The organism is uncultured Agrobacterium sp. (assembly GCF_913777885.1).
Lineage (GTDB): Bacteria > Pseudomonadota > Alphaproteobacteria > Rhizobiales > Rhizobiaceae > Agrobacterium.
This window is the reverse complement of the sequence record NZ_CAJYTV010000013.1, coordinates 114,283-138,963: the sequence shown is the minus strand read 5'-3', so window position 1 is coordinate 138,963 and position 24,681 is coordinate 114,283. Positions and strand designations below refer to the sequence as shown.

At 59.1% G+C, this 24,681-nt stretch carries 22 protein-coding genes; 11 read left to right on the top strand and 11 right to left on the bottom strand.

What is annotated here, in order from left to right; genetic code table 11:
- Positions 1-52 precede the first annotated feature (52 nt).
- Complete coding sequence (locus QZ869_RS12950; protein ID WP_296105253.1) at positions 53-1,990, top strand: sugar phosphate isomerase/epimerase and 4-hydroxyphenylpyruvate domain-containing protein; 1,938 nt, start codon at positions 53-55, stop codon at positions 1,988-1,990.
- A gap of 253 nt (positions 1,991-2,243) precedes the next feature.
- Here the strand turns inward: QZ869_RS12950 and mhpT are convergent, their stop codons facing one another.
- Positions 2,244-3,476, bottom strand: a complete 1,233-nt coding sequence (mhpT, locus tag QZ869_RS12945; RefSeq protein ID WP_296101386.1) for a 3-(3-hydroxy-phenyl)propionate transporter MhpT — start codon at positions 3,474-3,476, stop codon at positions 2,244-2,246.
- Positions 3,477-3,669: 193 nt separating this feature from the next.
- Positions 3,670-4,077 carry a MarR family transcriptional regulator gene (locus QZ869_RS12940; RefSeq protein ID WP_296105251.1) on the bottom strand — a complete coding sequence of 136 codons (408 nt, stop codon included), beginning with the start codon at positions 4,075-4,077 and terminating at the stop codon, positions 3,670-3,672.
- A 179-nt stretch (positions 4,078-4,256) separates the two neighbouring features.
- On the opposite strand from QZ869_RS12940, the gene QZ869_RS12935 reads away from it, so the two are divergent.
- The 4 genes from QZ869_RS12935 to pobA are packed head-to-tail and all read left to right on the top strand — an operon-like array spanning position 4,257 to position 9,357.
- The gene (locus QZ869_RS12935) at positions 4,257-5,669 is read left to right on the top strand and encodes an aldehyde dehydrogenase (protein ID WP_296105250.1); all 1,413 of its coding nucleotides are present in this window, start codon (positions 4,257-4,259) and stop codon (positions 5,667-5,669) included.
- Between the two features lie 51 nt (positions 5,670-5,720).
- Positions 5,721-6,560 (top strand): p-hydroxycinnamoyl CoA hydratase/lyase, encoded by an 840-nt coding sequence (locus tag QZ869_RS12930; RefSeq protein ID WP_296038623.1) that lies wholly within the window; start codon positions 5,721-5,723, stop codon positions 6,558-6,560.
- A gap of 31 nt (positions 6,561-6,591) precedes the next feature.
- On the top strand, positions 6,592-8,088 hold the full coding sequence (locus tag QZ869_RS12925) for an AMP-binding protein (RefSeq protein ID WP_296105248.1): 1,497 nt from the start codon (positions 6,592-6,594) through the stop codon (positions 8,086-8,088).
- 60 nt (positions 8,089-8,148) lie between these two features.
- A complete protein-coding gene (gene pobA, locus QZ869_RS12920; RefSeq protein WP_296105246.1) occupies positions 8,149-9,357 on the top strand; it encodes a 4-hydroxybenzoate 3-monooxygenase in 1,209 nt (402 codons plus the stop codon).
- On the opposite strand, the gene QZ869_RS12915 is transcribed toward pobA, so the two are convergent.
- Positions 9,337-10,098: an IclR family transcriptional regulator C-terminal domain-containing protein gene (locus tag QZ869_RS12915; protein ID WP_296018998.1), complete on the bottom strand. Its 762-nt coding sequence runs from the start codon at positions 10,096-10,098 to the stop codon at positions 9,337-9,339. The genes pobA and QZ869_RS12915 overlap by 21 nt on opposite strands.
- A 130-nt stretch (positions 10,099-10,228) precedes the next feature.
- Here QZ869_RS12915 and QZ869_RS12910 point away from each other — a divergent pair, with 130 nt between their 5' ends.
- Genes QZ869_RS12910 through pcaF form a run of 3 tightly spaced genes read left to right on the top strand, consistent with a single transcriptional unit; the run spans position 10,229 to position 12,865 of the window.
- Positions 10,229-10,951, top strand: coding sequence for a 3-oxoacid CoA-transferase subunit A (locus QZ869_RS12910; RefSeq protein ID WP_296105244.1), 723 nt, complete (start codon positions 10,229-10,231; stop codon positions 10,949-10,951).
- The gene (locus tag QZ869_RS12905) at positions 10,948-11,649 is read left to right on the top strand and encodes a 3-oxoacid CoA-transferase subunit B (RefSeq protein ID WP_296105242.1); all 702 of its coding nucleotides are present in this window, start codon (positions 10,948-10,950) and stop codon (positions 11,647-11,649) included. Before QZ869_RS12910 ends, QZ869_RS12905 begins: the two co-directional genes overlap by 4 nt.
- A gap of 10 nt (positions 11,650-11,659) precedes the next feature.
- Entirely contained in the window at positions 11,660-12,865 is a 1,206-nt protein-coding gene (gene pcaF, locus QZ869_RS12900) for a 3-oxoadipyl-CoA thiolase (protein ID WP_296105239.1), read from the top strand.
- A 50-nt stretch (positions 12,866-12,915) separates the two neighbouring features.
- On the opposite strand, the gene QZ869_RS12895 is transcribed toward pcaF, so the two are convergent.
- Positions 12,916-13,839, bottom strand: a complete 924-nt coding sequence (locus QZ869_RS12895) for a MurR/RpiR family transcriptional regulator (RefSeq protein ID WP_296101395.1) — start codon at positions 13,837-13,839, stop codon at positions 12,916-12,918.
- A 99-nt stretch (positions 13,840-13,938) separates the two neighbouring features.
- On the opposite strand from QZ869_RS12895, the gene QZ869_RS12890 reads away from it, so the two are divergent.
- The 3 genes from QZ869_RS12890 to QZ869_RS12880 all read left to right on the top strand — a co-directional run bounded on the left by QZ869_RS12890 (position 13,939) and on the right by QZ869_RS12880 (position 17,164).
- A complete protein-coding gene (locus QZ869_RS12890) occupies positions 13,939-15,303 on the top strand; it encodes an MFS transporter (RefSeq protein ID WP_296078574.1) in 1,365 nt (454 codons plus the stop codon).
- A gap of 114 nt (positions 15,304-15,417) precedes the next feature.
- On the top strand, positions 15,418-15,894 hold the full coding sequence (locus QZ869_RS12885; RefSeq protein ID WP_296105238.1) for a GAF domain-containing protein: 477 nt from the start codon (positions 15,418-15,420) through the stop codon (positions 15,892-15,894).
- Positions 15,895-15,937: 43 nt separating this feature from the next.
- Positions 15,938-17,164, top strand: coding sequence for an amidohydrolase family protein (locus QZ869_RS12880; protein ID WP_296105236.1), 1,227 nt, complete (start codon positions 15,938-15,940; stop codon positions 17,162-17,164).
- 29 nt (positions 17,165-17,193) lie between these two features.
- Here the strand turns inward: QZ869_RS12880 and QZ869_RS12875 are convergent, their stop codons facing one another.
- The 7 genes from QZ869_RS12875 to QZ869_RS12845 all read right to left on the bottom strand — a co-directional run bounded on the left by QZ869_RS12875 (position 17,194) and on the right by QZ869_RS12845 (position 24,524).
- Positions 17,194-18,561 (bottom strand): FGGY-family carbohydrate kinase, encoded by a 1,368-nt coding sequence (locus QZ869_RS12875; RefSeq protein WP_296105234.1) that lies wholly within the window; start codon positions 18,559-18,561, stop codon positions 17,194-17,196.
- Positions 18,558-18,881: an L-rhamnose mutarotase gene (gene rhaM, locus QZ869_RS12870; protein WP_296105232.1), complete on the bottom strand. Its 324-nt coding sequence runs from the start codon at positions 18,879-18,881 to the stop codon at positions 18,558-18,560. Before rhaM ends, QZ869_RS12875 begins: the two co-directional genes overlap by 4 nt.
- Before the next feature lie 3 nt (positions 18,882-18,884).
- Positions 18,885-19,895: an ABC transporter permease gene (locus QZ869_RS12865; protein WP_296105230.1), complete on the bottom strand. Its 1,011-nt coding sequence runs from the start codon at positions 19,893-19,895 to the stop codon at positions 18,885-18,887.
- Positions 19,892-20,893, bottom strand: a complete 1,002-nt coding sequence (locus QZ869_RS12860; protein ID WP_296105229.1) for an ABC transporter permease — start codon at positions 20,891-20,893, stop codon at positions 19,892-19,894. Before QZ869_RS12860 ends, QZ869_RS12865 begins: the two co-directional genes overlap by 4 nt.
- A gap of 12 nt (positions 20,894-20,905) precedes the next feature.
- Positions 20,906-22,435: a sugar ABC transporter ATP-binding protein gene (locus tag QZ869_RS12855; protein WP_296019034.1), complete on the bottom strand. Its 1,530-nt coding sequence runs from the start codon at positions 22,433-22,435 to the stop codon at positions 20,906-20,908.
- 209 nt (positions 22,436-22,644) lie between these two features.
- Positions 22,645-23,655 (bottom strand): rhamnose ABC transporter substrate-binding protein, encoded by a 1,011-nt coding sequence (gene rhaS, locus QZ869_RS12850; protein WP_296019020.1) that lies wholly within the window; start codon positions 23,653-23,655, stop codon positions 22,645-22,647.
- 38 nt (positions 23,656-23,693) lie between these two features.
- Positions 23,694-24,524: a DeoR/GlpR family DNA-binding transcription regulator gene (locus tag QZ869_RS12845; RefSeq protein ID WP_296019022.1), complete on the bottom strand. Its 831-nt coding sequence runs from the start codon at positions 24,522-24,524 to the stop codon at positions 23,694-23,696.
- Positions 24,525-24,681 lie beyond the last annotated feature (157 nt).

Sequence of the window (24,681 nt, the reverse complement as noted above, 5' to 3'; positions counted from 1 at the left end):
TTCCACGTTCCATATTAACCAACTCGTACATAAACACGAAAGGTAAGGCAATATGGCCCAGTACCAGACAGACAAGCAAAGCGTAATGATACGCACGTCGATGGCGACGGTGTCGATCAGCGGCGAGTTTCCTGAAAAGCTGGCAGCGATTGCCCGTGCTGGCTTTGACGGCGTCGAGATCTTCGAGAATGACTTTCTGACCTATGATGCCTCGCCACGTGAGGTGGCAAAGATCGTGCGCGACTACGGTCTGGACATCACGCTTTTTCAGCCGTTTCGAGATTTCGAAGGCATGCCGGAGCCTCACCGCAGCCGCGCCTTCGAGCGGGCGGAGCGTAAGTTCGAGATCATGCAAGAGCTTGGCACTGATCTTATGCTGATTTGCTCGAATGTATCGCCGATCTCGCTTGGCGGGATAGACCGGGCAGCAGCTGATTTCCACGAACTCGGGGAGATGGCCGCTCGGCATGGCGTGCGTGTCGGTTATGAAGCACTTGCCTGGGGACGCCACATCAACGACCATCGCGACGCATGGGAAATCGTGCGGCGGACCGATCACCCGAATGTCGGCATCATCCTGGACAGTTTCCACACCTTGTCGCGCAAGATCGATCCTAATTCGATCCGCTCCATTCCCGGCGACAAGATCTTCATCGTGCAGCTTGCCGATGCGCCACTATTCGACATGGACCTCCTCTACTGGAGCCGCCATTTCCGCAACATGCCGGGCGAGGGCGATCTGCCTGTCGTCGATTTCATGCGTGCTGTGGCAGCTACCGGCTATACCGGCCCGCTCTCTCTTGAAATCTTCAACGATCAGTTCCGTGGCGGATCGGCGCGCGCCTTGGCCGAGGATGGGCATCGTTCACTCGTCAATCTGATGGACCGCGTCCGCCGCCGTGAGCCCGATATCCGCCTCTCCATGCCGACGATGCCGGACCGCGTCGAGGCAAAGGGGGTGGAGTTCGTCGAGTTCACCTCGGCGCCCGAGGAACAGCAGACCCTCGTCGATCTTCTGCAAACTCTGGGCTTCCGACGCACCGCCCGGCACCGCAACCGCGCTGTCGATCTCTACATGCAGGGCGATATCCGCATCCTGATGAATACGGATGAGAGTGGCGACAGTTTTGCTGGCGCTTCCTATGCCGTACATGGCACTAATGCCTATGCATTTGGCCTCAAGGTCGATAATGCCGAGCAAGCGCTCGCCCGCGCGCGCGCACTCGGTGCGCCTGTCTTTTCCGAGCCCCGGCAGCCCGGCGAAGTCGCGGTGCCCGGCATTCAGGGCGTCGGCAACGGTGTCATCTACTTCCTCGACGATGATGCGCCGCTTGGCAGTATCTGGGAGAGCGAATTCGAGGCTTTGGTCGACGAGGGCGGGGCGCCCACAGCCCATCTCACCCGTATCGACCATCTTGCCCAGACAACCCATTACGACGAGATGCTGACCTGGCTTTTATTCTACACGTCGATCTTCTCAACCCGGCGCACACCGATGGTCGACGTGGTTGATCCGGGCGGGCTAGTGCGAAGCCAGGCCATCGAAAGCGAGCCGCAACCGCTTTTCCGCCTCACCATGAACGGCGCTGAAAATCGCAAGACCTTTGCTGGCAAATTCCTGGCAGAAGGCTTCGGCACCAGCATCCAGCACATCGCATTTGCGAGCGACGACATCTTTGCGACGGCCGAAGCGCTAAAGACCACCGGCTTTCAGGCGCTGCCGATCTCGCGAAACTATTATGATGACCTCGAGGCGCGCTTCGGTCTTGAACCGGATTTCTCCGATGCACTGCGTGCCGCCAGTATCCTTTACGACCGCGACGAACACGGCGAATATTTCCAGATCTACAGCCGCACTTTCGGTGAAGGGTTCTTTTTCGAAATCATCGAGCGACGCGGCGCCTATAACGGATATGGCGCCATGAACGCGCCGTTCCGCATTGCCGCCCAGCGTCGGCTACTGCGACCGGAGGGCCTACCGAAGCTATAGTCGTTTCTTGTTGCAAACACACAGACACCGCGGTGCCAGCGGTGACGCGGATCGTGGTGTATCGCACCGGAGTTGGTAGAGAACGGCATTGCAGCTTGGAACGATGCTTTGACATCGCAGTGCTATCGAGGATGCTGTGCGGCAAATGCCAATGAGGAGCACATCTCTTGCGAGATCACACTCCTCATCGAGGCAAGATATTTTTTGTTTGCCTAAGGACGCCAACCTCTACGCGGCAAGGTTTGCGATCCGATCAAGCCTGGCCCAGGCGTCTTGACATCTCCTCCCGTGTCTTCCCGCTACGGTGCAGGATGAGGATCACGGTGGTAGTGCCGCAGATGGCCGCGATGGGCAGCAGCGTGTAGAGAAGTTGCTGCGGACCCATGCCGCTTGCCAGGAGCCAACCAGCGACGAGAGGCCCGACGATCGAGCCAAGCCGACCGACCGAAACGGCAAGGCCGACACCAGTACCGCGCACTTCACTCGGATAGCATTGTGGGGCGATACCATAGAGCAGCGCCTGCACGCCGATGACCGTCGCGCCGACAAAAGTGCCAGCCGCCAGCGCCGCCGCGACATTGCCCGCGGGCAACATGGCAAGAGACGTGATCGCCAGCATCAGCCCGATAAAGCAGAGTGCTGCGGAAAAGGCAGGCCTGTTGCCGTCCAGCAGCCGCCCGCCGAGGATCGCACCGGCTGCGCCGCCGATATTGAAAACGATCTGCACTGTCGACGCCGTTTCACGCGCAAAGCCCAGTGACACGAGAATCTGCGGCAGCCAGTTGAGAAGCAGATAGACGACGATGAGGCCGAAGAAGAAGGCGGCCCAGAGCAGCAGCGTCTGTGGCAGTGCGCCTGGCGCCATCAGCACGTCGCGACGACGCGCAGGTACCTTGGCATCGCGTGTCACGCGAAACGGTCCCATCATGAGTTGGAGCGGCAGGACCAACAGCAACGGCAAGATGCCGCCCACCAGGAATATCGAGCCCCAGTCGTCATGCAGGCCAAGCAGGGCGATCAGGCTGGCGAGTGCGCCACCAAGCGGTACGCCGGCATACATGATCGCGACTGCCCTGCCGCGCCGCTCGGGCGCAACGGATTCAGCGGCAATGGCGATGAGATTAGGCAGCGCGCCCCCAAGGCCGACGCCGGTCAGAAACCGCATCGCAACCAAATGCTCGAACGTATCGGAGAAAGCCGTGCCGATCGAAAACAGGCCGAAGACGACCAGCGACAGGGCAAGGCCGTTGCGCCGTCCAAAGCGATCGGCGATCACGCCCCCGCACAGCGCGCCGAGCACCAATCCGAAGGTCGCCGATGAGAGGAAAACGCCCAGCTGTGACGGTGAAAGCCCAAAGGCGGAAACAAGTTTCGGCACGGCAACACCCGCGGCCTGAAGGTCGAAGCCTTCGATAATCGCGGCGAGAAACACAAGCACGAGCGCGCGCGTTCCCGTCCCCGCATGAACATGCGTGGCATTCGTCATGATATTCTCCTCCCAAAGGCCGCCTCAGCGGCAATCATGCTTTCACTCGGCCTGCGTCTGACGCTGCCTCAGCGATATCTCCCGCAGTCCTCCCAAGCCCGTCCTCTGCGAGTAAGGGCTCGTTCCCTTTAAAGCCGCCGCTCTAAGGCGATGGCTAAAACTATAACCGTGCTCTCCGCCCGTTCGGATGGCGTCACGCGCCCTTCCAGATGCGCGACAATAATTGGCGCAGCACTTCGCGTTCTCTTGGCGTCAGCGCACTGAATGTACGTTCCTCCTGCGCCATGACACGCGCGCGCCATTCGGCGACGGCCTCAGCACCTGTTTCACTCAAGTGCAGATGCTGAATGCGCTGGTCCTCATCATCGGCGAGACGTTCGATCCATCCCTGGGTGTCGAAATGCGCAAGGATTGGTGCGAGATTGGCCCGCTGCAGCCGCGCCTGCCGGCCGATCTCAGCGGCGGTGATACCTGGGGCCTCATCGATCAGGCACAGCACCGTGAAAGGAATGGGCTTGATCTCGTCGCCCAGCGCCTCGGCAAAACCCGCCAGATCGAGGATCGAGGCTCGACGCAGATGGTAACCGAGAAGGTCGTCCATAACAGGCGCTCTCACCGCTTCAATGTCCCGCACCTTCGCTTTCACGCTTCGCCCTTTTTAAAATTCGTAAAAATTGCCTCTTGTCAGTTTCATATCGCTATGGAATATAGCAGTCAATCGCTATTTCACATAGCAATGTTTAAGGTCGGGAGCCTTGAACGCTCCAGGGAGGAGACACCATGACATCGACATCGAATCTGTTTCGACGCATGAATCCGATCAGCGGCGAGGTAGCTAGCGAAGCGCCGGCGCAAACGCCTGATGAGGCCCGCGCTGCAGTCGATGCGGCCGCGCGCGCTATGCCGGCCTGGGCCGCCCAGGGGCCGAATGCGCGCCGCGCTGCGCTTTTGAAAGCTGCCGATGCCGTGAGTGCAAAGGGCGACGCCTTTGTGGCGGCGATGATGGCTGAGATCGGTGCGACCGAGGCCTGGGCGCGCTTCAACGTCATGCTTGCCGCATCGATGCTGCGCGAGGCCGCCTCCCTCACCACCCAAGTTGCCGGCGAAGTTATACCCTCCGACAAGCCGGGCTGCCTTGCCATGGCTATCCGTGAACCAGCGGGCGTCGTGCTCGGCATTGCACCTTGGAATGCGCCGGTCATCCTTGGTGTGCGTGCGCTGGCTACTCCGCTCGCTTGCGGCAATGCCGTGGTGTTCAAGGCAAGTGAACTGTGCCCGAAAACCCATGGCCTGATCGTCGAGGCCCTGGCGGAGGCCGGATTGCCGGACGGGCTTGTTCAGCTTGTTACCAATGCGCCGCAGGATGCCGCGGAGGTGGTTGGAGCGCTTATCGATCATCCGGCTATCCGACGTGTGAATTTCACCGGCTCTACCGCCGTCGGACGCATTGTCGCGATGCGTGCGGCACAAAATCTCAAGCCCTGTGTTCTGGAACTCGGCGGCAAGGCGCCTCTTGTGGTGCTGGACGATGCGGATCTCGACGAGACCGTGAAAGCAGCAGCCTTTGGATCTTTCTTCAATCAGGGCCAGATCTGCATGTCGACGGAACGGATTATCGTCGTCGATGCGGTGGCTGACGCCTTCCTTGAAAAATTTGCCGCCAAGGTGCGGACGCTCACCGCTGGCGATCCGCGCCGGGGTGCGGCACCGCTGGGCGCGGTTGTGGATATCAAAACCGCCGAGAAGCTGAAGGGGCTGATCGACGACGCCGTTGCCAAGGGCGCAAAGGTGATTGCGGCGGGCGAGTCGGACGGCGTACTCGTTCCCGCCCATATCGTTGCGGATGTGACAGCGCAAATGCGCCTCTATTCCGAGGAGAGCTTCGGGCCTGTCGTCGCGGTCATCCGGGCGAAGGACGAGGCGGACGCCATCCGCATTGCCAATGACAGCGAATACGGCCTGTCGGCTGCCGTCTTTACCGGAGATGCGGCCCGCGGCCTGAAGGTCGCCCGACAGATTCGCTCTGGGATTTGCCATGTCAACGGCCCGACAGTGCATGATGAAGCGCAGATGCCCTTCGGCGGCGTCGGGGCTTCGGGCTACGGACGCTTTGGCGGCAAGGCAGGCATTGCGGAATTTACCGAGCTTCGCTGGATCACGGTCGAGACCGAAGCCGGACGCTTCCCGATCTGATTTCATGTCGAGCCTTTCTCGCCACTAAATCATTCAAAAGGAACCAATTTTATGACCGACAATAGCAGCAAGACGGACGTCGTCGCCGTCGAGATAGGGGACGGCATTGCCTGGGTCCGTTTCAACCGCCCGGAAAAGCGCAATGCGATGAGCCCCGAGCTGAACCGCCGGATGATGGAGGTGCTGGACGAGCTGGAATTCCGCGAGGATGTCGGTGTTCTTGTTCTCAGCGGCGAAGGCACAGCCTGGACGGCTGGCATGGATCTCAAGGAATATTTCCGCGAAACCGAGGCCAAGGGTCTTGCTGGCGTGCGCCAGAGCCAGCGCGAGAGCTATGGCTGGTGGCGTCGTCTACGCTGGTACCAGAAGCCGACCATTGCCATGGTCAATGGCTGGTGCTTCGGTGGCGGTTACGGTCCGCTCTTCGCCTGCGATCTGGCCTTTGCGGCGGATGAGGCCAAGTTTGGGCTTTCCGAGATCAACTGGGGCATTTTGCCGGGCGGTGGCGCAACCAAGGTAGCGGTAGAGCTGATGCCCTTCCGCCAGGCCATGTATCACGCCATGCTGGGTGAGCCTATCGACGGTCAGAAGGCCGCTTCCTGGGGCCTCGTCAACGAAAGCCTGCCGCTTGCCTCTCTGAAGGGCCGGGTGACCGAGGTTGCCAAGGTGTTGCTGGCCAAGAACCCGGTCGCGCTTAAGGCCACCAAGGATGCGGTGCGCCGCGTCGGCGTCATGACCTATGACGACGCTGAAGATTATCTCGTGCGCGCCCAGGAGGCCGCCAACTCCTACGACAATGAAGGTCGCAAGGAAGGCATCCGCCAGTTCATCGACGAGAAGACATACAAGCCGGGCCTCGGCTCTTACGACAAGAGCAAAACCCACAGCTGATAGCGGTTTTACTGGGAGGAGGACCAACATCATGCACAACTGGCTAGCCCCCGATCCGGTGGGCCTGCATGCGCAGGCGCGCCCAGAAAAAGTCGCCCTTGTCGATCTGGCGTCCGGGAGGCGCTGGACCTATCGGGGCCTCGACCGGGCGATCGAGCAGGCAAGAGCCGCAATCGACGCGCTCGGCCTCGGGCCAGGTGACAGGCTCGCGTCGATTGCACGCAACTGCGCCGATCTTGTGATTGCGCAGCAGGCCTGTCTGCGATCTGGCCTTATCTTCACGCCACTGAACTGGCGGCTCGCGGCTGCCGAGATCGATGCTATTCTCATCGACTGTACCCCCGCGCTGATCCTGGTCGACGGATCGTCGGCAGGTTTCACGGTGCCGGATGGCGCAAGACTGCTTGATATCGCAGCGTTTACCGCGCGTTGCGTAAGTGCGGCGGCAGGCGAACGAGGCTCTCCGCATGATGCCAACCGGCCTTGCGTCCTTCTCTACACTTCCGGAACGTCCGGGGTGCCGAAGGGCGTCATTCTAACCCCCCAGACACTGTTCTTCACCGGGGTTAATTTCGGCGTGCTAGGGCAGGTGACATCTCAGTCTGTCTTTCTTGCAGAATCGCCCTTCTTCCATGTCATTGGCCTTGTGACCTCGGTCTGGCCACCACTGGTTCAGGGCGGCACGGTGCTCGTTTCATCCGGCTTCGATCCGGTTGTGACCAATGCCCGGCTTGCAGACCGCGCTCTCGGCATCACCCATTATTTCTGCGTTCCGCAGATGGCCACCGCATTGAAGGACGCTGATGGCTTCCAGCCGGAGAATTGGTCGCTTGCCGCACTTTTCACCGGCGGCGCTCCGAACCCGCCTGCCAATATCCGCTGGTGGCTGGAGCGCGGCGTTGCCATGGTGGACGGCTATGGCATGACCGAGGCCGGAACGATCCTTGGCATGCCGCTCGATCCGGCGCTGATCTCTGCTCATGCCGGCGCCGTCGGTCAAGCGGGGCCTGCCACTGCGATTCGGATAATCGATGGCGATGACCGGGACGTGCCGGATGGAACCGCTGGCGAGATTATCGTCAAAGGTCCGCACGTCACGCCCGGCTACTGGAACAAACCGGAAGAGCACGAGACCGCCTTCACTCCGGATGGCTGGCTACGCACCGGCGACATTGGACTTCGTGACTCCGATGGTTTCGTAACCATCGTCGATCGCCGCAAGGACATGTTTATTTCGGGCGGTGAGAACGTCTATCCGGTAGAGATCGAGAGCGTCCTTGCCGAACATCCCGCCGTTCTTCAGGTGGCGGTCGTCGGTGTGCCCGACCCACGCTGGGGCGAGACAGGCCATGCCTTCGTCATCCTGTCGCCGGGACACGAAGACGCCGAGGGCGAGCTTCGTGCCCATTGCGAGGCGCGGCTTGCCCGCTTCAAGGTGCCAAAGCACTTCCGGATCGTCACGGAACTGCCCCGTACCAGCACGGGCAAAGTCCGCAAGAACAAGCTCCGGGAGAGCCTGTACTTCTGAGCGTCCCAAAAGCCCTCATCAAGCAGCGCCGCCAAACGTCGCAGCCAGTCAGGAGACAACATGCGCACACAAGTCGCTATCGTCGGAGCCGGCCCCGCCGGACTTATTCTTGCCCACCTCCTCCACACCTCCGGTGTCGAGACAGTGGTGATTGAGCGGCAGACCCGCGCCTATGTCGAGGGGCGGGTGCGAGCGGGGGTTCTGGAACAAGGGACGGTAGACTGCCTGTCCCGCCTCGGGCTTGATCAGCGCTTGCGCGAGGAAGGACTGCGCCATTCCGGCACGCATCTATCCGCCGATGGCGATGATTTCCGTATCGATCTCGAACAAGCCTCGGGCGGTGCCTGCGTCACGGTTTATGGCCAGCAGGAGGTAACGCGCGACCTTTTCGAGGCTGCGGAGGCGCGGGGCCTGAACATCCTCTTCCAAGCAAGCGATGTCGCTCTCCACGACATAGACACCGAGAAGCCTTTCGTGACCTGCAGCACGCCGTCCGGCGAGGTCCGGGTTGATTGCGATTTCGTGGTTGGCTGCGACGGGTTCCATGGCGTCAGTCGTCAAGCGATCCCCAGCCACGTGCTGCGCACATTCGAGCGGGTCTATTCTTTTGGCTGGCTCGGCATTCTCACCGAGCGCCCGCCTGTCAGCGAGGAACTTGTCTATGCCAGTCACGAGCGTGGCTTTGCGCTTGCCTCTATGCGCTCCATGACACGCAGCCGCTATTACATTCAATGCGACATGAGCGAGCGGCTGGAAGACTGGCCGGACGAGCGCATCTGGGATGAGTTGGCTGTGCGTCTCGGACCCAATCTCGGCGCAAGGCTTCAGCGCGGACCTTCCTTCGAAAAGAGCATCGCGCCGCTACGCAGCTTTGTCGCCGAACCAATGCGTTATGGCCGATTGTTCCTGGCGGGAGACGCTGCCCATATCGTGCCACCGACCGGGGCAAAGGGCCTCAATCTCGCAGTCTCTGACGTGACCATGCTGGGCGAGGCGCTGGCGGAGTTCTACAGCGAGCGCTCGGCTGCGGGCATTGATGCCTACTCGGCGCGGGCACTGGGGCGCGTCTGGAAGGCTGAGCGTTTTTCCTGGTGGTTCACCACCCTTACGCATCGTTTCCCCGAAACGGGGGCTTTCGAGCGGCGGATGCAGGTGGCCGAACTCAGCTATCTGCGAAGCTCACCGCGGGCACAGGCGAGTTTTGCCGAAAACTACGTCGGTTTGCCTTTGGAAGGAACGAAGGCGCGCTTAGACGAGAAGCCCTTTTAACTCCATCTGCACCGCAGTGAGCGTAGGCAGATAGCGCTCGACCAACTCCTGCATGGACCCCGCGGAGGCGGCGACACCGACATTGAGGGCCGCGACCGTCTTACCTCGCACGTTCCTCAGCGGCACGGCCAGCGAACGCAGGCCGACCTCGACCTCCTGATCGATCATTGCATAACCACGGGCCGCGGTCTCTTCGATCTCCGCCAGAAGGGCATCGATATCAGTCAGTGTCATCGGTGTGCGGGCGGTGATCGCCGAGCGTTCCAGTAGGACGCGACGATCTTCTACTGTGAGAGAAGACAGAAGGACCCGACCCATGGAGGTGCAATAGGCGGGTAGCCGGGATCCGGGCATCAGCGCAATCGACATGACACGACGCTGGGCGGCACGTGCGACATAGACGATCTCGATGTCGTCAAGGATCGACACGGATGTGCTTTGTCCGATGTTTTCCGACATTTGATCGAGAAAGGGTTGCACGATGCGAGGCAGGGGCATTGTGGCAAGACAAGCTGTACCGAGGCGCAGCACTTTTGGTGTGACCGTGAAGAATTTTCCGTCATAGGCGGCGTAGCCAAGTTCGGCCAGCGTCAAAAGGCAGCGTCTTGCTGTCGCGCGATCAAGCTCGGCGATGTCTGCTGCTTCGGAAATCGACAATTTCGGTCGCTCGGCGCTGAAAGCTTCGATGATGCTCAGCCCCTTGGCGAGCCCGCCCATCATATCGCGTCCCTTCACAGTCATATGTCACCCTTTCAGTGATGTGCGATAATCGAACAAATATCATATATCGCACAAACGGACTTGATGTCGAGCCGCGTTGGGATTTACCTGAGCCTCAGGCGGAAAAGACAAGGCTGCTGGAGGAAATGACATGGATAAGAGGATCGACAGCCTGGCGAATGCCGTGGCTGACATCGACGAGGGCGCAACAATCATGATCGGGGGTTTTGGCGGCTCCGGCGCGCCGATCGAACTCATTCATGCCCTGATCGATCGCTTCAAGGCGACAGGCAAACCGTCGGGGCTCACGGTCATCAACAACAATGCCGGGAATGGTCGTATCGGTATCGCGGCGATGGTCGATGCGGGCATGGTCAGCAAGATGATCTGCTCCTTCCCCCGCTCATCCGATCCCCGCGCCTTTACGGATCGCTATCTCACCGGCGAAATCGAGCTGGAACTGGTGCCACAGGGTACGCTTGCCGAGCGCATTCGCGCTGGCGGTGCAGGCATTCCGGCGTTCTATACGCCGACAGGTTTCGGTACCGAACTTGCCGACGGCAAGGTGATTGCCGAGTTCGATGGTCGCAGCTATGTGCAGGAGCGCTGGTTGAAGGCCGATATAGCCTTGGTCAAGGGGCATCTCGGCGACACGCATGGCAATCTCACCTACCGGCTGGCCGGGCGCAATTTCAACCCGCTGATGTGCATGGCGGCCAAAAAGACTGTCGCGCAGGTGTCGAAGATCGTGACACCCGGAGAGATCGATCCAGAGCAGGTGATCACACCGGGCATCTTCGTCGATGGGGTCGTGGAGGTGAATAATCCTCAGCAGGAAGAAGAATTGATCCGAGCAGGAGTGGCCTACGCATGAGCGACGCAACCAGCATCGACGTCCGCGACGATATCAAGCTTTCCAATGCGCAGATCGCCTGGCGCGCCGCGCAAGATATTGCCGATGGTGCCTATGTAAACCTTGGCATCGGCTTTCCGGAAATGGTCGCAAAGTTCCAGCCGAAGGGCCGCGAGGCGATTTTCCACACCGAGAATGGAGTCCTGAACTTCGGTGAAGCGCCGCCCGCTGGTGAGGAAGACTGGGACCTCATCAATGCCGGAAAGAAGGCGATCACCCTGAAACCCGGCGCGGCCTTCTTCCATCACGCCGACAGCTTCGCCATGGTGCGCGGAGGCCATTTGGATGTGGCGATTCTCGGGGCTTATCAGGTTGCGGAGAATGGCGATCTTGCCAATTGGCGTGTCGGCTCCAAGGGCGTGCCTGCAGTGGGCGGAGCGATGGACCTTGTCCATGGTGCAAAACAGGTGGTGGTCATCACCGAGCACGTCACCAAGGATGGCAAACCGAAGCTGGTCGAGCGCTGCACGTTTCCTCTCACCGGCGTCGGCTGCATCACCCGTATCTACACCAGCCATGCCGTTATCGACATTGTGAATGGCAAATTCGTTCTCCGGGAGAAGCTTGCCACCATGACCATAGAAGAGCTTCAGGCCATGACGGGTGCGAAGCTCCATATCGATGGTCAGGTCACCGACCTTGTGGTCCCGGACCTGTGAGGAAAAAATCATGACCGAAGCCTTTATCTGCGCCTATCTCCGCACGCCCATCGGCCGTTTCGGCGGATCCCTATCATCGGTCCGCGCTGACGATCTCGGTGCAGTGCCGCTCACAGCATTGATGGCGCAATATCCGACTGTCGATTTCGAGGCTGTCGATGACGTCATCTATGGCTGCGCCAACCAGGCGGGCGAGGATAACCGCAACGTCGCGCGCATGTCGTTGCTGCTGGCAGGTCTGCCGGTTTCTGTCACGGGTACCACGATCAACCGCCTGTGCGGTTCCGGCATGGATGCCGTCATTACCGCCGCTCGGGCGATAAAGTCGGGCGAGGCCGAATTGATGATCGCAGGCGGCGTGGAATCGATGAGCCGCGCGCCCTTCGTTCTACCAAAGGCGGATTTTGCCTTCTCGCGCAATGCGGAAATCTATGACACCACCATCGGCTGGCGCTTCGTCAACCCGCTGATGAACACGCAATATGGCGTCGATTCGATGCCGGAAACCGGCGACAATGTCGCAATCGACTTCAACATCTCCCGCGAGGATCAGGATGCCTTTGCCGTGCGAAGCCAGGCAAAGGCTGCCGAAGCGCAGGCCAATGGCCGCCTAGCAAAAGAAATCACGCCGGTCAGCGTGCCACAAAGGAAAGGCGATCCTGTCCTTGTCGATCGCGATGAGCATCCACGTGCGACATCGATCGATGCGCTCGCCAAGCTGAAGCCGGTCAACAAAATCGAGGGCGCGACGGTGACAGCCGGCAATGCCTCTGGCGTCAATGACGGCGCGGCAGCACTTGTTGTCGCCTCGGAGGCAGCCGCCAGAAAGCACGGACTGACACCCATAGCCCGCATTCTGGGTGGCGCAACGGCAGGCGTTCCTCCGCGCATCATGGGTTTCGGCCCGGCTCCGGCATCGAAGAAGCTACTCGCCCGGCTTGGCCTTTCGCAAGAGCAGATCGACGTCATTGAACTCAACGAAGCCTTCGCCTCCCAAGGCCTGGCGACGCTGCGTGATCTCGGCATCGCCGATGACGATCCGCGCGTCAACATCAACGGCGGAGCAATCGCTCTCGGACATCCTCTCGGCATGTCCGGTGCCCGCATTGCCGGCACGGCGGCGCTTCAATTGGGCTTGTCCGGAGCGCGTTACGCGCTTTCCACCATGTGTATCGGCGTCGGGCAGGGCATCGCAATTGCTCTTGAGCGGGTTTGACGTCGACGACAAAGAAGCAAAATACGGCTCCGCCCTGCACTGGCTCGATTTCAAAGCTGATCAAAAGGCTTCCCAGCCATAGGCGCTGTTTTGGTGAAGAGCAGGTCCTGGTGTTGCCATTGCTCCTCGAAATCGGCGATGGAGCGTGCGCTCATTTGAGGGTTTAGCGCGCCCAACTCTGCAGAGATGGCTTCCGCAAGCCCGATGCCGGGGACGACGGTCGCGTAGAATGAGGTGCTTTCTGCTGGCGCCAGCAGCAAATAGTCGGCATTTTTTGCCAGCGCATCCACGGCAGCGTCAGTGATCACGCATGTGGTTGCGCCCTTGGCCTTGGCCTGAGCGGCAGCTCTGATTGCGGAATTGTAGAGGCGCCAGAAGGTGAAGATGATGACGACATCGTTTTCCTTCACATCGCCTAGCGCATTGGCGATCATTACCCCGTCGGTCGCCAGTTCCATGCGGTAGCCGCAAAGCGTGGCGTGGTGCGCGAGTATATTGGCAATCGAAGCGAAGCTGCCCGACCCAAGAACGATTCTGCGTTTTGCGCCTGCAATAAGTTTTGCAATCTCTTTGATCGAGTTTCGGTCGGTACGCCGACGCAACGCCGTCAGTTGCTCGATCTGCCGGTTCATAGCCGCATCGAACGGGCGCTCATTGCCGGTCTCCTGTTGGTGGACGACGCTGACCTCAGGTGCCGAAAGCTTGCTCATGAAGCGTGTACGGATTTCCTGGCGAAGTTCCGGCCATCCTGAAAAACCAAGACTCTGCGCGGTCCGCGTGATCGTCGCAACGTTGACGGAAGCCTTTTGAGCAAGTTCGGCGGCGGATGCAAAAGAGGCGTGCCGCGGGTCGTTGATCACGGCCTGTATCACCTCGTGCGCTGCTGGCGTCAGCGAAAATTTCTCATCGAGATGACGCAGCCAGTCCTCTAGCGTTCCCGCAAAATCGTCTGCAGCGTTTTTTGCATATTGCATTAATTATCGTTCCCGTGCAAAAAATGTTGCGCGACGAAAAGACGCGCACACCATCCGCAACGCGGCGGAGGTGACACACTATAATGGTGGGAACCAAAAATGTATAATACTGCTGCAAGACTGGAGAGGCTGCCCGTCGGGCGCTTTCAATACAAGCTCCTCATGATGGGCGGGCTGGGCTACATGTTCGAGGCGTGGGACGCGGGCATTATCGCTTTCCTGCTTCCGGCACTTCGGGCTCAGTGGCAACTGACGAGCCTTCAGGTCGGCTATCTTGCCAGCAGCACCTATGTAGGCTTCCTCATCGGCGCTCTCATTGCCGGTGCGATCGGCGATCGTTATGGCCGCAAGAACGTCATGCTCTGGGCGCTCGTCCTCTTTTGCCTGGCGAGTCTTGCCGGTGCTGCCGTTAATGACTGGCACCAGTTCTTTGCCTTGCGCGTTGTCGGCGGTATCGGCATGGGCGCCGAGGCGGCGATCATCGCGCCGTTCCTCTCCGAATTCGTTGGCGCCAAGTATCGTGGACGATTTACGGCTTCGCTCGCAGCCTTCTTCTCCTTCGGCTTCGTCATTTCGGCAGTTCTTGGATATCTCCTCGTGCCCGCCTCTGACGACGGCTGGCGTTATGCTTTGATCGTCACCGCGATGCCGGTCGTCGTGGTCTTGTGGTGGCGCCGTGGCTTGACGGAATCGCCGCGTTGGCTGGAAAGCCAGGGCCGTCATCAGGAAGCAAACGACATCGTCACCGGCATCGAGCAGAAATATGCGGCGCGCGGCATCGTTCTGCCTGCACCGGAACCTGCGGCGCAGGTCTCTGCAACGCCCAATACCTCGCTGATGGCTAACTTCAAGGCGCTGCTGTCGCCCCGCTTCCGGCGCATCACCATCATGACCTGGCTTCTCTGGGTATCGGTCACTTTCAGCATATACGCCTTCATGACATGGATCCCGAGCCTGCTTGTCGAGCGTGGCATGACCATGACCAAAAGCTTCTCCTTCTCGATTCTGATCTATGCGGCGCAGATCCCTGGTTACTTCACAGCCGCTTGGTTCTGCGAGAAGATCGGTCGTCCCTATACGATCGTGCTCTATATGGCGTTGGCCGCTGTTTCGGCGCTCTCGCTTGCTTTTGCCACTGGTGATACGCAGGTCATCGCGCTTGCCATGACACTATCCTTCTTCATCAATGGCGTTGCCGCCGGAGAATACGCCTACACGCCGGAAGTGTTTCCAACGCGCATCCGTGCCACCGGCGTCGGCACCGCCTCGGCCATCGGACGTATCGGAGGAATCGCAGCACCGATCCTCGTGGGAGCCGTCTATCCGATTGGCGGTTTCGCTGGTGTCTTCGGCATGACGACGGTCATCCTGTTCATCGGTGCGATGTCCGTGCTCTTTCTCGGCATTCCGACAAAGAACCGGTCGCTGGAGGAAATCGAGGCGGAAGAGTTTGCCGCGCGTTGAGGCTTAGATCGAAGAAGATGGAGCGTCCTTCGAGCGCCCAATAGGACGCATGGCGTTCCAGGCACATAAGGGAGCGGCAATTGCTGCTCCCTCATCAGCAAAAAGGATCACGACATGCACAATGAGATCAGCCTTTACGAAGCCATGAAGCTGCCCGATCAGCCAGCACCCTTCTTTCAGGCACTCGACGAATTGTTCCAGCGCGAGATGGGACATGTCCTCTTCACGCTGCTCGCGGTCGATGGTGGTGAAGTCGTCCGCATCTACTCCTCGGACCCTGAGCATTATCCGGTCTCGGGCCGTAAGCCTATGACGGACACCCCTTGGGGCCGCCACGTTATCGGGCAGCACAAGAGTTTTCTCGCCAAGGATATGGACGGCATCAGATGGGCCTTTTTTGACCATGAACTCATCGCAAGTCTTGGCGGCGGCACGCAGATCAACGTGCCCGTTGTTTTCGATGGCTCCTGCATTGGCACGATCAATCTGACCCATCGCGCTGGAGTTTATGACGAGCGTCAACTGGACCGTGCGGAGGCGCTAGCGCCGTGGTTGGTTCCATACTTCTTGCTGGCAGCGAACCAGCGTTGAGCCGCTGTGCGCCTTTCTAAGACATCGATCGAAAGTGAATCCAATGAGTTCAATTCTTCTCAAAAATGCCCGCATCGTTGATGGATCGCAGGGTGAACCGACCGCTCCCACGGATGTGCTCATCCGTGACGATTTGATCATCGAAGTTGGCCCGGCGCTCTCGGCCACTGCCGACCGAGTTGTCGATCTGGCTGGCAAGATCCTCATGCCGGGATTGATTGATGGACATGTCCATGTCATCGCCACCAAACTCGACCTTGGAGCCAATGCGGATCTGCCAAATTCTCTGGTGGCGCTGCGCTCGGCGACCATCATGAAGGCGATGCTGATGCGTGGCTTTACCACGGTTCGTGACCTCGGCGGTGCCGATCACGGTCTGGTTGAAGCGCTTCACGAGGGCACGATTGTTGGCCCGAGACTGATCATCTGCGGCAAGGCGCTGTCCCAGACAGGCGGCCATACCGATTACCGAGGCCGGTTCAATCGTCGTTCGGTCGAGCATTATCCTGACCAACTGGGTGCGCTCGGTCGCATCTGCGATGGGGTCGATGCAGTTCGCCAGGCCTGTCGTGAAGAGGTCAAAGGTGGCGCACAGTTCATCAAGCTCATGGCCAATGGCGGCGTGTCTTCGCCGACCGATCCGATTGCAAACCTAGGCTTTTCAAAAGAAGAGGTGCTCGCCGCCGTTGAAGAGGCCGAGAACGCGCAGACTTACGTGGCTGCCCATCTTTACACCGATGCCGCCATTCGACGCGCGATCGAATGCGGGGTTAAGTCGATCGAGCACGGCAACCTGATCACGCCGGAGACGGCAAAGCTTGCCAAGGAACGCGGCGCCTTCGTCGTCCCGACCAACATCGTCTATGACCGCCTGGCGAAGGACGGCGCTTCGCTCGGCCTGCCGCCAGTCTCTGTCGCCAAGATCGAGGATGTGCGCAGCGCTGGCTTCGAGGCGCTGAAAGTGCTGCACAAGGCGGGCGTGACCATGGTCTATGGTACGGATTTGCTGGGTGAGATGCACGAGCATCAGTCGGAGGAGTTCGTTCTTCGCGGCCAACATCTACCGGCCGCAGATGTCATTCGCTCTGCAACGCTTGATGCGGCAACGGCACTAGGTTTTGAAGGCAAACTGGGAGCTGTGGCGCCAGGGGCTTACGCCGATCTGATCGTCGTGGACGGCAACCCACTCGACGATCTCTCACTTTTGACCGGGCAGGGTAAGCACATGCCGTTCATCATCAAGGGCGGAGAATTCGTCAAGCAGAGCTGATGCGGTCAAAGGTGTGGGGTGTTTTGTGTTCACCCTGCCATTTTCTGCCACGTTTCGGCATAGGCAGCGAGGTTTGCAATCGTGTCGCTCAGTCGCTCGACAGGCACGTTTGACTTTGTTCCGGTGAGAAAGCTGGCGCCAAGCGATGTGCCTGTGTGCGAGGCCGAGGCGTACACCTTCCGGGCGGACAAGGTGGCGAGTGCTGCGCAGAACACGCGGTTGGCGGCAAAGGGGCCTTCCACCACGATAGGGCCGCGTGATCCAATCAGGTCGAGGCAGGTCATCGTCATCAAAGCTTGGTAGAGGCTGGCAGCCGCGCGCCGGCCTTCATCCGTTTGTGGCTCATTGCGCCACCCGCCCGTCGTGCCCGGAAACGGGCCGGTGCCGCTGACGACACTCGGGAGCAGCATCTGGCCTTGCGCTATCACGTCGTTTACCGACGCCCACTCTGATTCCGGTGTGACTGGCCCTAAGGTCTTGTTGACCAGTTCCCATTCCCGGCCACCCATGTACCGGGCAGAAGGCACGGGTTTTCCGAATGCATCCACATTGACCAGCGTGTCACGCTTTTCGTCAAGATCGATCGCCTGTCCGCCAGCGGCAAAACACACCACCCATGTGCCGGTCGAAACGACGGTGCAGGGAATGCCAAAACCCACGAGATGCGGGAGCAATGAAGCATTGGAATCATGGATCCCGCAATAGACGGGAACCGGTGCGGGAAGGCCGAGTTGCTCTGTGACGGCAGGCGTCGTTTCTCCCAGAACATCGAAAGCAGACCGGATGGGCGCCATAAGGTCGGCAATACCGAGACGCGCAACGAGGCTTGAGTAGCTTCTCTCAAAGGGGCGCCATAGATCGGTGTGGCAGCCGAGCGAGGTGGCCTCATTCGCAGCAATGCCGGTCAAGCGGTGGGCCCAATATTGCGGGTAGGTTAGCATGGTCGCGACGGAGGCGAACTCCTCAGGAAAGCACGTACGCTGATAGTGGAGCTGCGCACCGAGGTTCAGACCTCCTGTCAGCCGCGGCGAAAATGTCTCCGCAAAATCCGGGCGGATCGTCTCATAGGCTTGGACAATCTTGTCCGGGAATGCGAACTCGTAATCGAGAACGGGCAACGCCAAATCCCCCGAAGCATTCAGGAGCGCTGCACTTGCGCCATGTGTGGTGATCGAGATTGCCTGATAGCCGGGCGCCTTGTGCAGTCCGGCAAGCCCTCCCAGAATGAAACGCCACAGCGCATCGGTATCGTAATGCGGATATGGCGGACCGCTGACGATCCTGTTTGCAATCTTGCAGGATGCCAGTTCTTGGCCGCTTTCGCCATCAACGATGATCAATTTGGCATGCGTCTTGCCGATATCGATGACGGCAACGGTTTGGATCGGCTGGCTCATGGCAGATGAAAGACGGTAACGAGATCGGTCGCGACTGGAGAGTTATCCGGATTGCTTTCCATGATATCGGCCATATGTGCCCACCATTTCTTCATCACGGGATGGTGGGGCAGCGCCGCCATGCCGTGATCTTTCGGACGTGTAAGGACGCCAAAGAGCACATTGGTCTCAGGGTCGAGGTGGATCGAATAATCGGTCACGCCAGCCTCGTGCAGCAGGTCTACGAGCTCCGGCCAAATCTCGTCGTGACGCTTCCTGTATTCCGCTTCCTTGCCCGCAAATAGCTTCATCTTGAACGCGTGTTTTTCAAGCTCTGGCATTATTCACCTCATGGCTTTCATGCGACGCACGACGATTGGAATGGCGATGATGATGATCAACAGAAGGCCGACAAAGATCGACATGACAATGCCGGGAACGTTGAGGAGACCAAGACCGAATGTAACCAGCCCCATGACGAAAGCGGCAATCACCACTCCGCCGATTGTTCCGGAGCCGCCCAGGATCGACACGCCCCCGAGCACGACCATCGTCACGACTTCCAACTCCCACCCTTGAGCGATGGAGGGGCGTGTGGAGCCGAGCCGCGAAGTCAGACACACAGCGGCAATACCACTCATCAAGCCGGTAATGAGAAAGAGAATGAACTTGACGCGCTCCACGGGGACGCCGGAAAATCTTGCGGCGAATGGATTGTTGCCGATGACATAGACCTGTCGTCCAAAATTCGTCGCATGTAGTAGGATCGCAAAGGCGATCGCCATCAGGACGAACAGTACGAATTCGAACGAAATCGCCCAGAACACGTAGCCCTGGCCGAAGTAAGCGAAGTCTTCGGGATATTTGCCAAAGGCCTGGTCGCCGAGAACCATGTAGGAAACGCCGCGAAACAGGCTCATGGTGCCGATGGTGACGACGATGGACGGAAGCTTAAGTCCGGCAACAAGAAAGCCATTAAAAGCGCCACAGGCCAAGCCAACGCCAATGCCGATTGCCACCAGCTCAGGCGTTCCCGCACCCAATTGTACCGCGTAACCCATAGCAGTGGAGGCGAGTGCGATGATGGCGGCAACCGACAGGTCGATTTCACCAGCGATAATGAGAAGCGCCATGGCAAAGGCGATCATCGCCTTCTCGGTGAAGTTAAAAGTCGCGTCTGAGAGATTCCAAGCGTCGAGAAAATACGGCGAGGCCAGCGAGTTGGCGATGAAGATAAGGATAGCCACACCAAGTAACAGCAATTCCCAGCTTGCCATAATGCGGCGCAGAGGCGTGCCCAGCTTATCTGGAATGATGCGGGATGACATCTGCGGTTGCGAATGATCCACGCTCATGCCGCAGCCTCCTTGCTCTGTTCGGTGGCGGCTCTGTCGCGCAAGATGATGCGCCCCTTGCGAGCTTCTGCGCGCGCATTGAAGACGACGGCGAGAACGATGACGATGCCGGAGATCGCCATCTGCGCAAAGGGCGAGATGCCGATTACCGGAAGCGCATTCTTGATGACGCCGAGAAAAAGCGCGCCAAGGACGGCGCCAAGCACCGAGCCTATGCCGCCTGCAATCGAGATGCCGCCGATTACATTGGCCGCAACACTGTCCAGCTCGAAGCCTTGAGCGATATCCACATAGGCAACGGCGTATCGCGACACCCATAGATAGCTTGCGAGACCGGCCAGCGCTCCGGACAGTACAAAGGCGAGGAAGCGCGTGTGACCTACATCGATGCCCGCATAGATCGCAGCGTTCGGGTTGCCCCCAGACGCATAGGCCGCACGACCGAAGGAGGTCCGCTTCAGGATGATCCAGGCAGCGAGGATGACGAGAATTGCCACCCAGGAGAGAATCGGTATTCCGAGGACCGGCGTTCGGGGCACGTTGAGATATGTCGGGGACATCTGATGGGCGTTGACCCATGCGCCGCCTGACAGAACGAAGGCCATGCCGCGATAGATGGTGAGTGTACCAAGTGTCACCACGATGGAGGGAAGGCCAAGCCACCAGACGAGAATACCGTTAATCGAACCGAGCAGCGCTCCGATGCCGACAGCCATGGCGATCAGGAGGGGAAGTGGCACGCCGGGGAATGCGGCATTGGTCATCGCCACCGCCATGCCGGTAAATGCAAGATTGGCCGCCACCGAAAGATCGATCGATTTCGTCAGTATCACCGTCATCTGTCCCAAGGCCAGAATGATCAGGATCGAGGTATCGTTGAAGATATTGACAAGATTGGCTGGTCGCTCAAAGCCCGCAGACCGCTGCGAAAAGCCGATGATGAGCAGAATGATGATGCCTGCCAGCAGCCATTCACGGTTCTTCAAAAGTGTCTTCATGCGCATTTCCCCTCACGCATTTCCGGTGGCGGCGCGCACCAGCTTTTCCGGCGAGAACTCCGCCCGGTCGAATGTGCCGGCCATCAACCCTTCACGCATCACGATCGCGCGGTCGGACATGCCAAGGATTTCCGGCAGTTCGGACGAGATCATGATGATGGACAGGCCCTCCGCCGCCAATTCACTGATAAAGCCGTGGACAGCGGCTTTCGAGCCGATGTCGATGCCTTTTGTAGGCTCGTCCAAAATGATGACCCGCGGCGCAGTCGCCAGCCATTTGCCGATCACCACCTTTTGCTGGTTGCCACCGGATAGTGTTCCTACAGGCACGGAAAGCGCGGCTGCACGCAAATCAAGGCGCGTTGCATATTTGCGTGCGAGCGCAAACTCGTTTGCCGCTTTCAGAAAGCCCTTGCGCGATGTGCGGGAGAGGGAGGGTAGAGACATGTTCTGGTAGATCGGCATCTCCAGCGCCAGGCCATGACGTCCCCGCTCTTCCGGCACATAGGCGATACCGGCCCGGATTGCGTCTTCGGGTGAGTGGATTGTCACGGTTTTGCCGTCCAGCTTCAGTGTACCGGATGCAGGTCGGGTCATGCCGAAGATAGACTGGCAGACTTCCGACCGCCCAGCGCCGATCAGGCCATAGAGCCCAAGAATTTCGCCCTGTCTCAATTCGAAGGAGATGCCGCGAAACTCCGTTTCGTGGCAGTAATTATCGACTGACAGCACCGTGCCGCCAATGTTGACGGCTTGTTTCGGAAACGCGTCCTTTACATCGCGACCGACCATCAGCCGAACGATTTCGTCCTGGGCTGTTGCGGCGAGCTTTCCCGCGCCGACCATGCGTCCATCGCGAAAGACGGCGTAATTTTCGGCAATTTCGTAAACTTCATCGAACTTGTGGCTGATGAACAGGATCGCCTTGCCCTGCCGCTTGAGATTTTCGACAATGCGGAAAAGATCGTCGATTTCCTTGCGTGACAAAGCCGCCGTCGGCTCGTCCATGATGACGATGCGCGCCTCCACCGACAGGGCACGGGCAATCGCCACCAGATGTCGCTGTGCGATGGACAGATCCTTCAGCCGGATGGTGGGGTCGATCTTGCTTTCCAGCCGTTCCAACAAGGCGTGGGATTTCTCGTTGATCGTTTTCCAATCGATCAGCCCAAAGCGGCCCTTGGGGGCATGTCCGAGAAAGATGTTCTCGCCAACCGAAAGCTCGTCGAACAGAACCGTTTCCTGATGGATGGCGGTTACACCCGCATCGATGGCATCCTGCGCGCTTTGAAACTGAACGGGCTTGCCATCCAGAAGGATCTCGCCCTCATTGGGCCGATAGATACCGGTCAGAATCTTGACCAGCGTGGATTTGCCCGCGCCGTTTTCGCCGATCAGTGCCGTCACTTGTCCGGGGTAGAGCTGAACGTCGACATTATCCAGGGCCTTTACGCCTGGAAAAATCTGGCTGATGCCGCGCATCTCGAGAACGGGGTTCAAACGTTCCTCTTCCGTCGCGTAAAGCGCTGCCGTTTCGGTCATTGTCTCTACTGTCATTTTCTCACGGACCTGCGTGCTCATGATCGAGCAGAAGAAGCGAAGCCTTCACTCAACGGCATCCCGATGGGTTTACTGATGCAAACATCCGGCATGCATGATCGATGCTTGGTGCAAGCTGGAGGATGACGTCGACTGAGGGCTGTTGGAAACATCTCCCGGCGGCTGGTGTCGCCGGGAGATGTCGTCGAGGATCAGAAAATCTTGGAGAACTGATCGATGTTCTTCGCGTCATAGATGAACGGATCGGCCATCGCGGCTTCGCTGTTTTCGCCGACCTTGATCTTGCCCATGCGGCCAGCTTCGATTTCCGAGCCCGGCTTGCCGTCGGCATCACCCTTCACGAGGTGGTAGGCGATCTGGGTCGCAGAATAGCCCAGGTCGATCGGGTTCCAGATGGCGAATTCCTTCGTCGCGCCGGACTTGATCGCGCCCGCCATTTCAGAAGGAAGGCCAAGGCCCGTCACATAGACCTGGCCGATCTTGCCGGCATCCTTTACGGCCTGCGATGCGGCCAAGACACCGACAGTCGTCGGCGCGACGATAACCTTGACGTTTGGCTGCGAGGTCAACAGACCTTGCGCTTCACGGTAGCTCTTGTCGGCCAAGTCGTCGCCGTAAACGGTCGTCACCAGATTGAGGCCGGGGAAGTCCTTCAACTGCTTCTTCATCTCCTCGATCCAGATATTCTGGTTCGTGGAGGTGGTTGTGGCAGAAAGAATGGCGAAGTCGCCCTTGCCACCTTCGAGATGATCCGCTGCAAGCTGCAGGCACATCTTGCCGATCAGCGCATTAGAGGACGGGTTGAGCTGGAGAATTCGACCTGCCGGCGCTACACCGGAATCCCAGGAAATAACCTTGATACCACGCTGAGCGGCCTTCTTCAGTGCCGGAACCACGGCGTCCGGATCGTTTGCCGAGATCGCAATCGCATCGACGCCCTGGGCGATCAGCGAGTTGATGACTTCGATCTGGCCTTCCGCGGTGGTGGTTGTCGGGCCGGTATAGATGATCTCGACGCCGCCAAGTTCCTTGGCTGCTTCCTGTGCGCCCTTGTTAGCCGCCTCGAAGAAGCCGTTGCCGAGCGACTTGACCACGAGTGCGATCTTCATGTCTTTCGCCTGGGCGACACTGCCCATACCGGCAACGCCCAATGCCACACCGAGCGCCAGGGCGCGGGTCAGTTTTCTGCGTGTAAGTTTCATTCCCTTTTCCTCCCGTTAAACCTTCCCTTCGGTGCTCCTCAAGCAACCGAAGCGGAATCCTCCTCTGTCGGCGGTTTGTCCTCCGCCGGCGCGGCCGCTGTTCCGGCGATGACCAGCGTCACTCCCGCGGCCTCCACCATGCGTGCGGCCTCGTCTGAAATGTCCTCGTCGGTGATGATGGTCGATACCGTATCCAGTGGCGTCAGGATCAGGCTGGAGCGTTTACGGAACTTTGAGGAATCGACCATGACGATCAGCTCCTCTGCTTGGCGCATCAGCTTCTGCTCACTCTGGATCACCATTGCATCGGATTCCATGATGCCGAGCGCGCCCACACCCTGCGCACCGATAAAAATACGCCGCGCATAGAAATTGCGGATCGCATCATTTTCAAAAGGCGACAGGATCAGGCTCTGGTCGCGATAGATCGCACCGCCGGGCACACTGACATTGCACTTCGAGTGCTTCACCAGATGCTCGGCAATGGCGAAAGAATTCGTCATCACCTGCAGGCGCCGGGCTGACATGTAATGCACCATCTGGAAGGTCGTCGTGCCACCATTGATGATGATGGCGTCACCCTCTTCGCACAAATCGACGGCCTTGCGCGCAATTGTGCGTTTCTTATCGATATTGACCGATTCCGATACACGGAAGGGACGTGCCGCCAGATTTCCAAGCTGTGGAGGATGTACCGCTTCGGCACCGCCGCGCACCCGGCGCAGTTTTCCTTGAACATGGAGAGAGGCAATATCGCGCCGGATCGTCGCTTCCGACGCATCCGTCAGCTCGGCGATATCCTGCACCGTCACAACAGGCTTTTCCTGTATGGCGCTCAAGATGATGCGATGACGTTCGCTCTCGTACATGGGGTCCTCCTGACCGCAATCTTTCGTAAACTTCTGTTGTTGTCAATCAAGTTCAATCAAAAATATCAATTTTGCGGCGCACAATGAAAAATTATGATCGTTTTTGATTGACATGACGCTTTTAGATGCGCGATATCTGCGCTCAAGGGAGGCGAGT

Bases quoted from the DNA above. Each gene is read 5' to 3' on its own strand.
- QZ869_RS12950 (WP_296105253.1), top strand. From the start codon at position 53: ATGGCCCAGTACCAGACAGACAAGCAAAGCGTAATGATACGCACGTCG.
- mhpT (WP_296101386.1), bottom strand. From the start codon at position 3,476: ATGACGAATGCCACGCATGTTCATGCGGGGACGGGAACGCGCGCGCTC.
- QZ869_RS12940 (WP_296105251.1), bottom strand. From the start codon at position 4,077: ATGGACGACCTTCTCGGTTACCATCTGCGTCGAGCCTCGATCCTCGAT.
- QZ869_RS12935 (WP_296105250.1), top strand. From the start codon at position 4,257: ATGACATCGACATCGAATCTGTTTCGACGCATGAATCCGATCAGCGGC.
- QZ869_RS12930 (WP_296038623.1), top strand. From the start codon at position 5,721: ATGACCGACAATAGCAGCAAGACGGACGTCGTCGCCGTCGAGATAGGG.
- QZ869_RS12925 (WP_296105248.1), top strand. From the start codon at position 6,592: ATGCACAACTGGCTAGCCCCCGATCCGGTGGGCCTGCATGCGCAGGCG.
- pobA (WP_296105246.1), top strand. From the start codon at position 8,149: ATGCGCACACAAGTCGCTATCGTCGGAGCCGGCCCCGCCGGACTTATT.
- QZ869_RS12915 (WP_296018998.1), bottom strand. From the start codon at position 10,098: ATGACTGTGAAGGGACGCGATATGATGGGCGGGCTCGCCAAGGGGCTG.
- QZ869_RS12910 (WP_296105244.1), top strand. From the start codon at position 10,229: ATGGATAAGAGGATCGACAGCCTGGCGAATGCCGTGGCTGACATCGAC.
- QZ869_RS12905 (WP_296105242.1), top strand. From the start codon at position 10,948: ATGAGCGACGCAACCAGCATCGACGTCCGCGACGATATCAAGCTTTCC.
- pcaF (WP_296105239.1), top strand. From the start codon at position 11,660: ATGACCGAAGCCTTTATCTGCGCCTATCTCCGCACGCCCATCGGCCGT.
- QZ869_RS12895 (WP_296101395.1), bottom strand. From the start codon at position 13,839: ATGCAATATGCAAAAAACGCTGCAGACGATTTTGCGGGAACGCTAGAG.
- QZ869_RS12890 (WP_296078574.1), top strand. From the start codon at position 13,939: ATGTATAATACTGCTGCAAGACTGGAGAGGCTGCCCGTCGGGCGCTTT.
- QZ869_RS12885 (WP_296105238.1), top strand. From the start codon at position 15,418: ATGCACAATGAGATCAGCCTTTACGAAGCCATGAAGCTGCCCGATCAG.
- QZ869_RS12880 (WP_296105236.1), top strand. From the start codon at position 15,938: ATGAGTTCAATTCTTCTCAAAAATGCCCGCATCGTTGATGGATCGCAG.
- QZ869_RS12875 (WP_296105234.1), bottom strand. From the start codon at position 18,561: ATGAGCCAGCCGATCCAAACCGTTGCCGTCATCGATATCGGCAAGACG.
- rhaM (WP_296105232.1), bottom strand. From the start codon at position 18,881: ATGCCAGAGCTTGAAAAACACGCGTTCAAGATGAAGCTATTTGCGGGC.
- QZ869_RS12865 (WP_296105230.1), bottom strand. From the start codon at position 19,895: ATGAGCGTGGATCATTCGCAACCGCAGATGTCATCCCGCATCATTCCA.
- QZ869_RS12860 (WP_296105229.1), bottom strand. From the start codon at position 20,893: ATGAAGACACTTTTGAAGAACCGTGAATGGCTGCTGGCAGGCATCATC.
- QZ869_RS12855 (WP_296019034.1), bottom strand. From the start codon at position 22,435: ATGACCGAAACGGCAGCGCTTTACGCGACGGAAGAGGAACGTTTGAAC.
- rhaS (WP_296019020.1), bottom strand. From the start codon at position 23,655: ATGAAACTTACACGCAGAAAACTGACCCGCGCCCTGGCGCTCGGTGTG.
- QZ869_RS12845 (WP_296019022.1), bottom strand. From the start codon at position 24,524: ATGTACGAGAGCGAACGTCATCGCATCATCTTGAGCGCCATACAGGAA.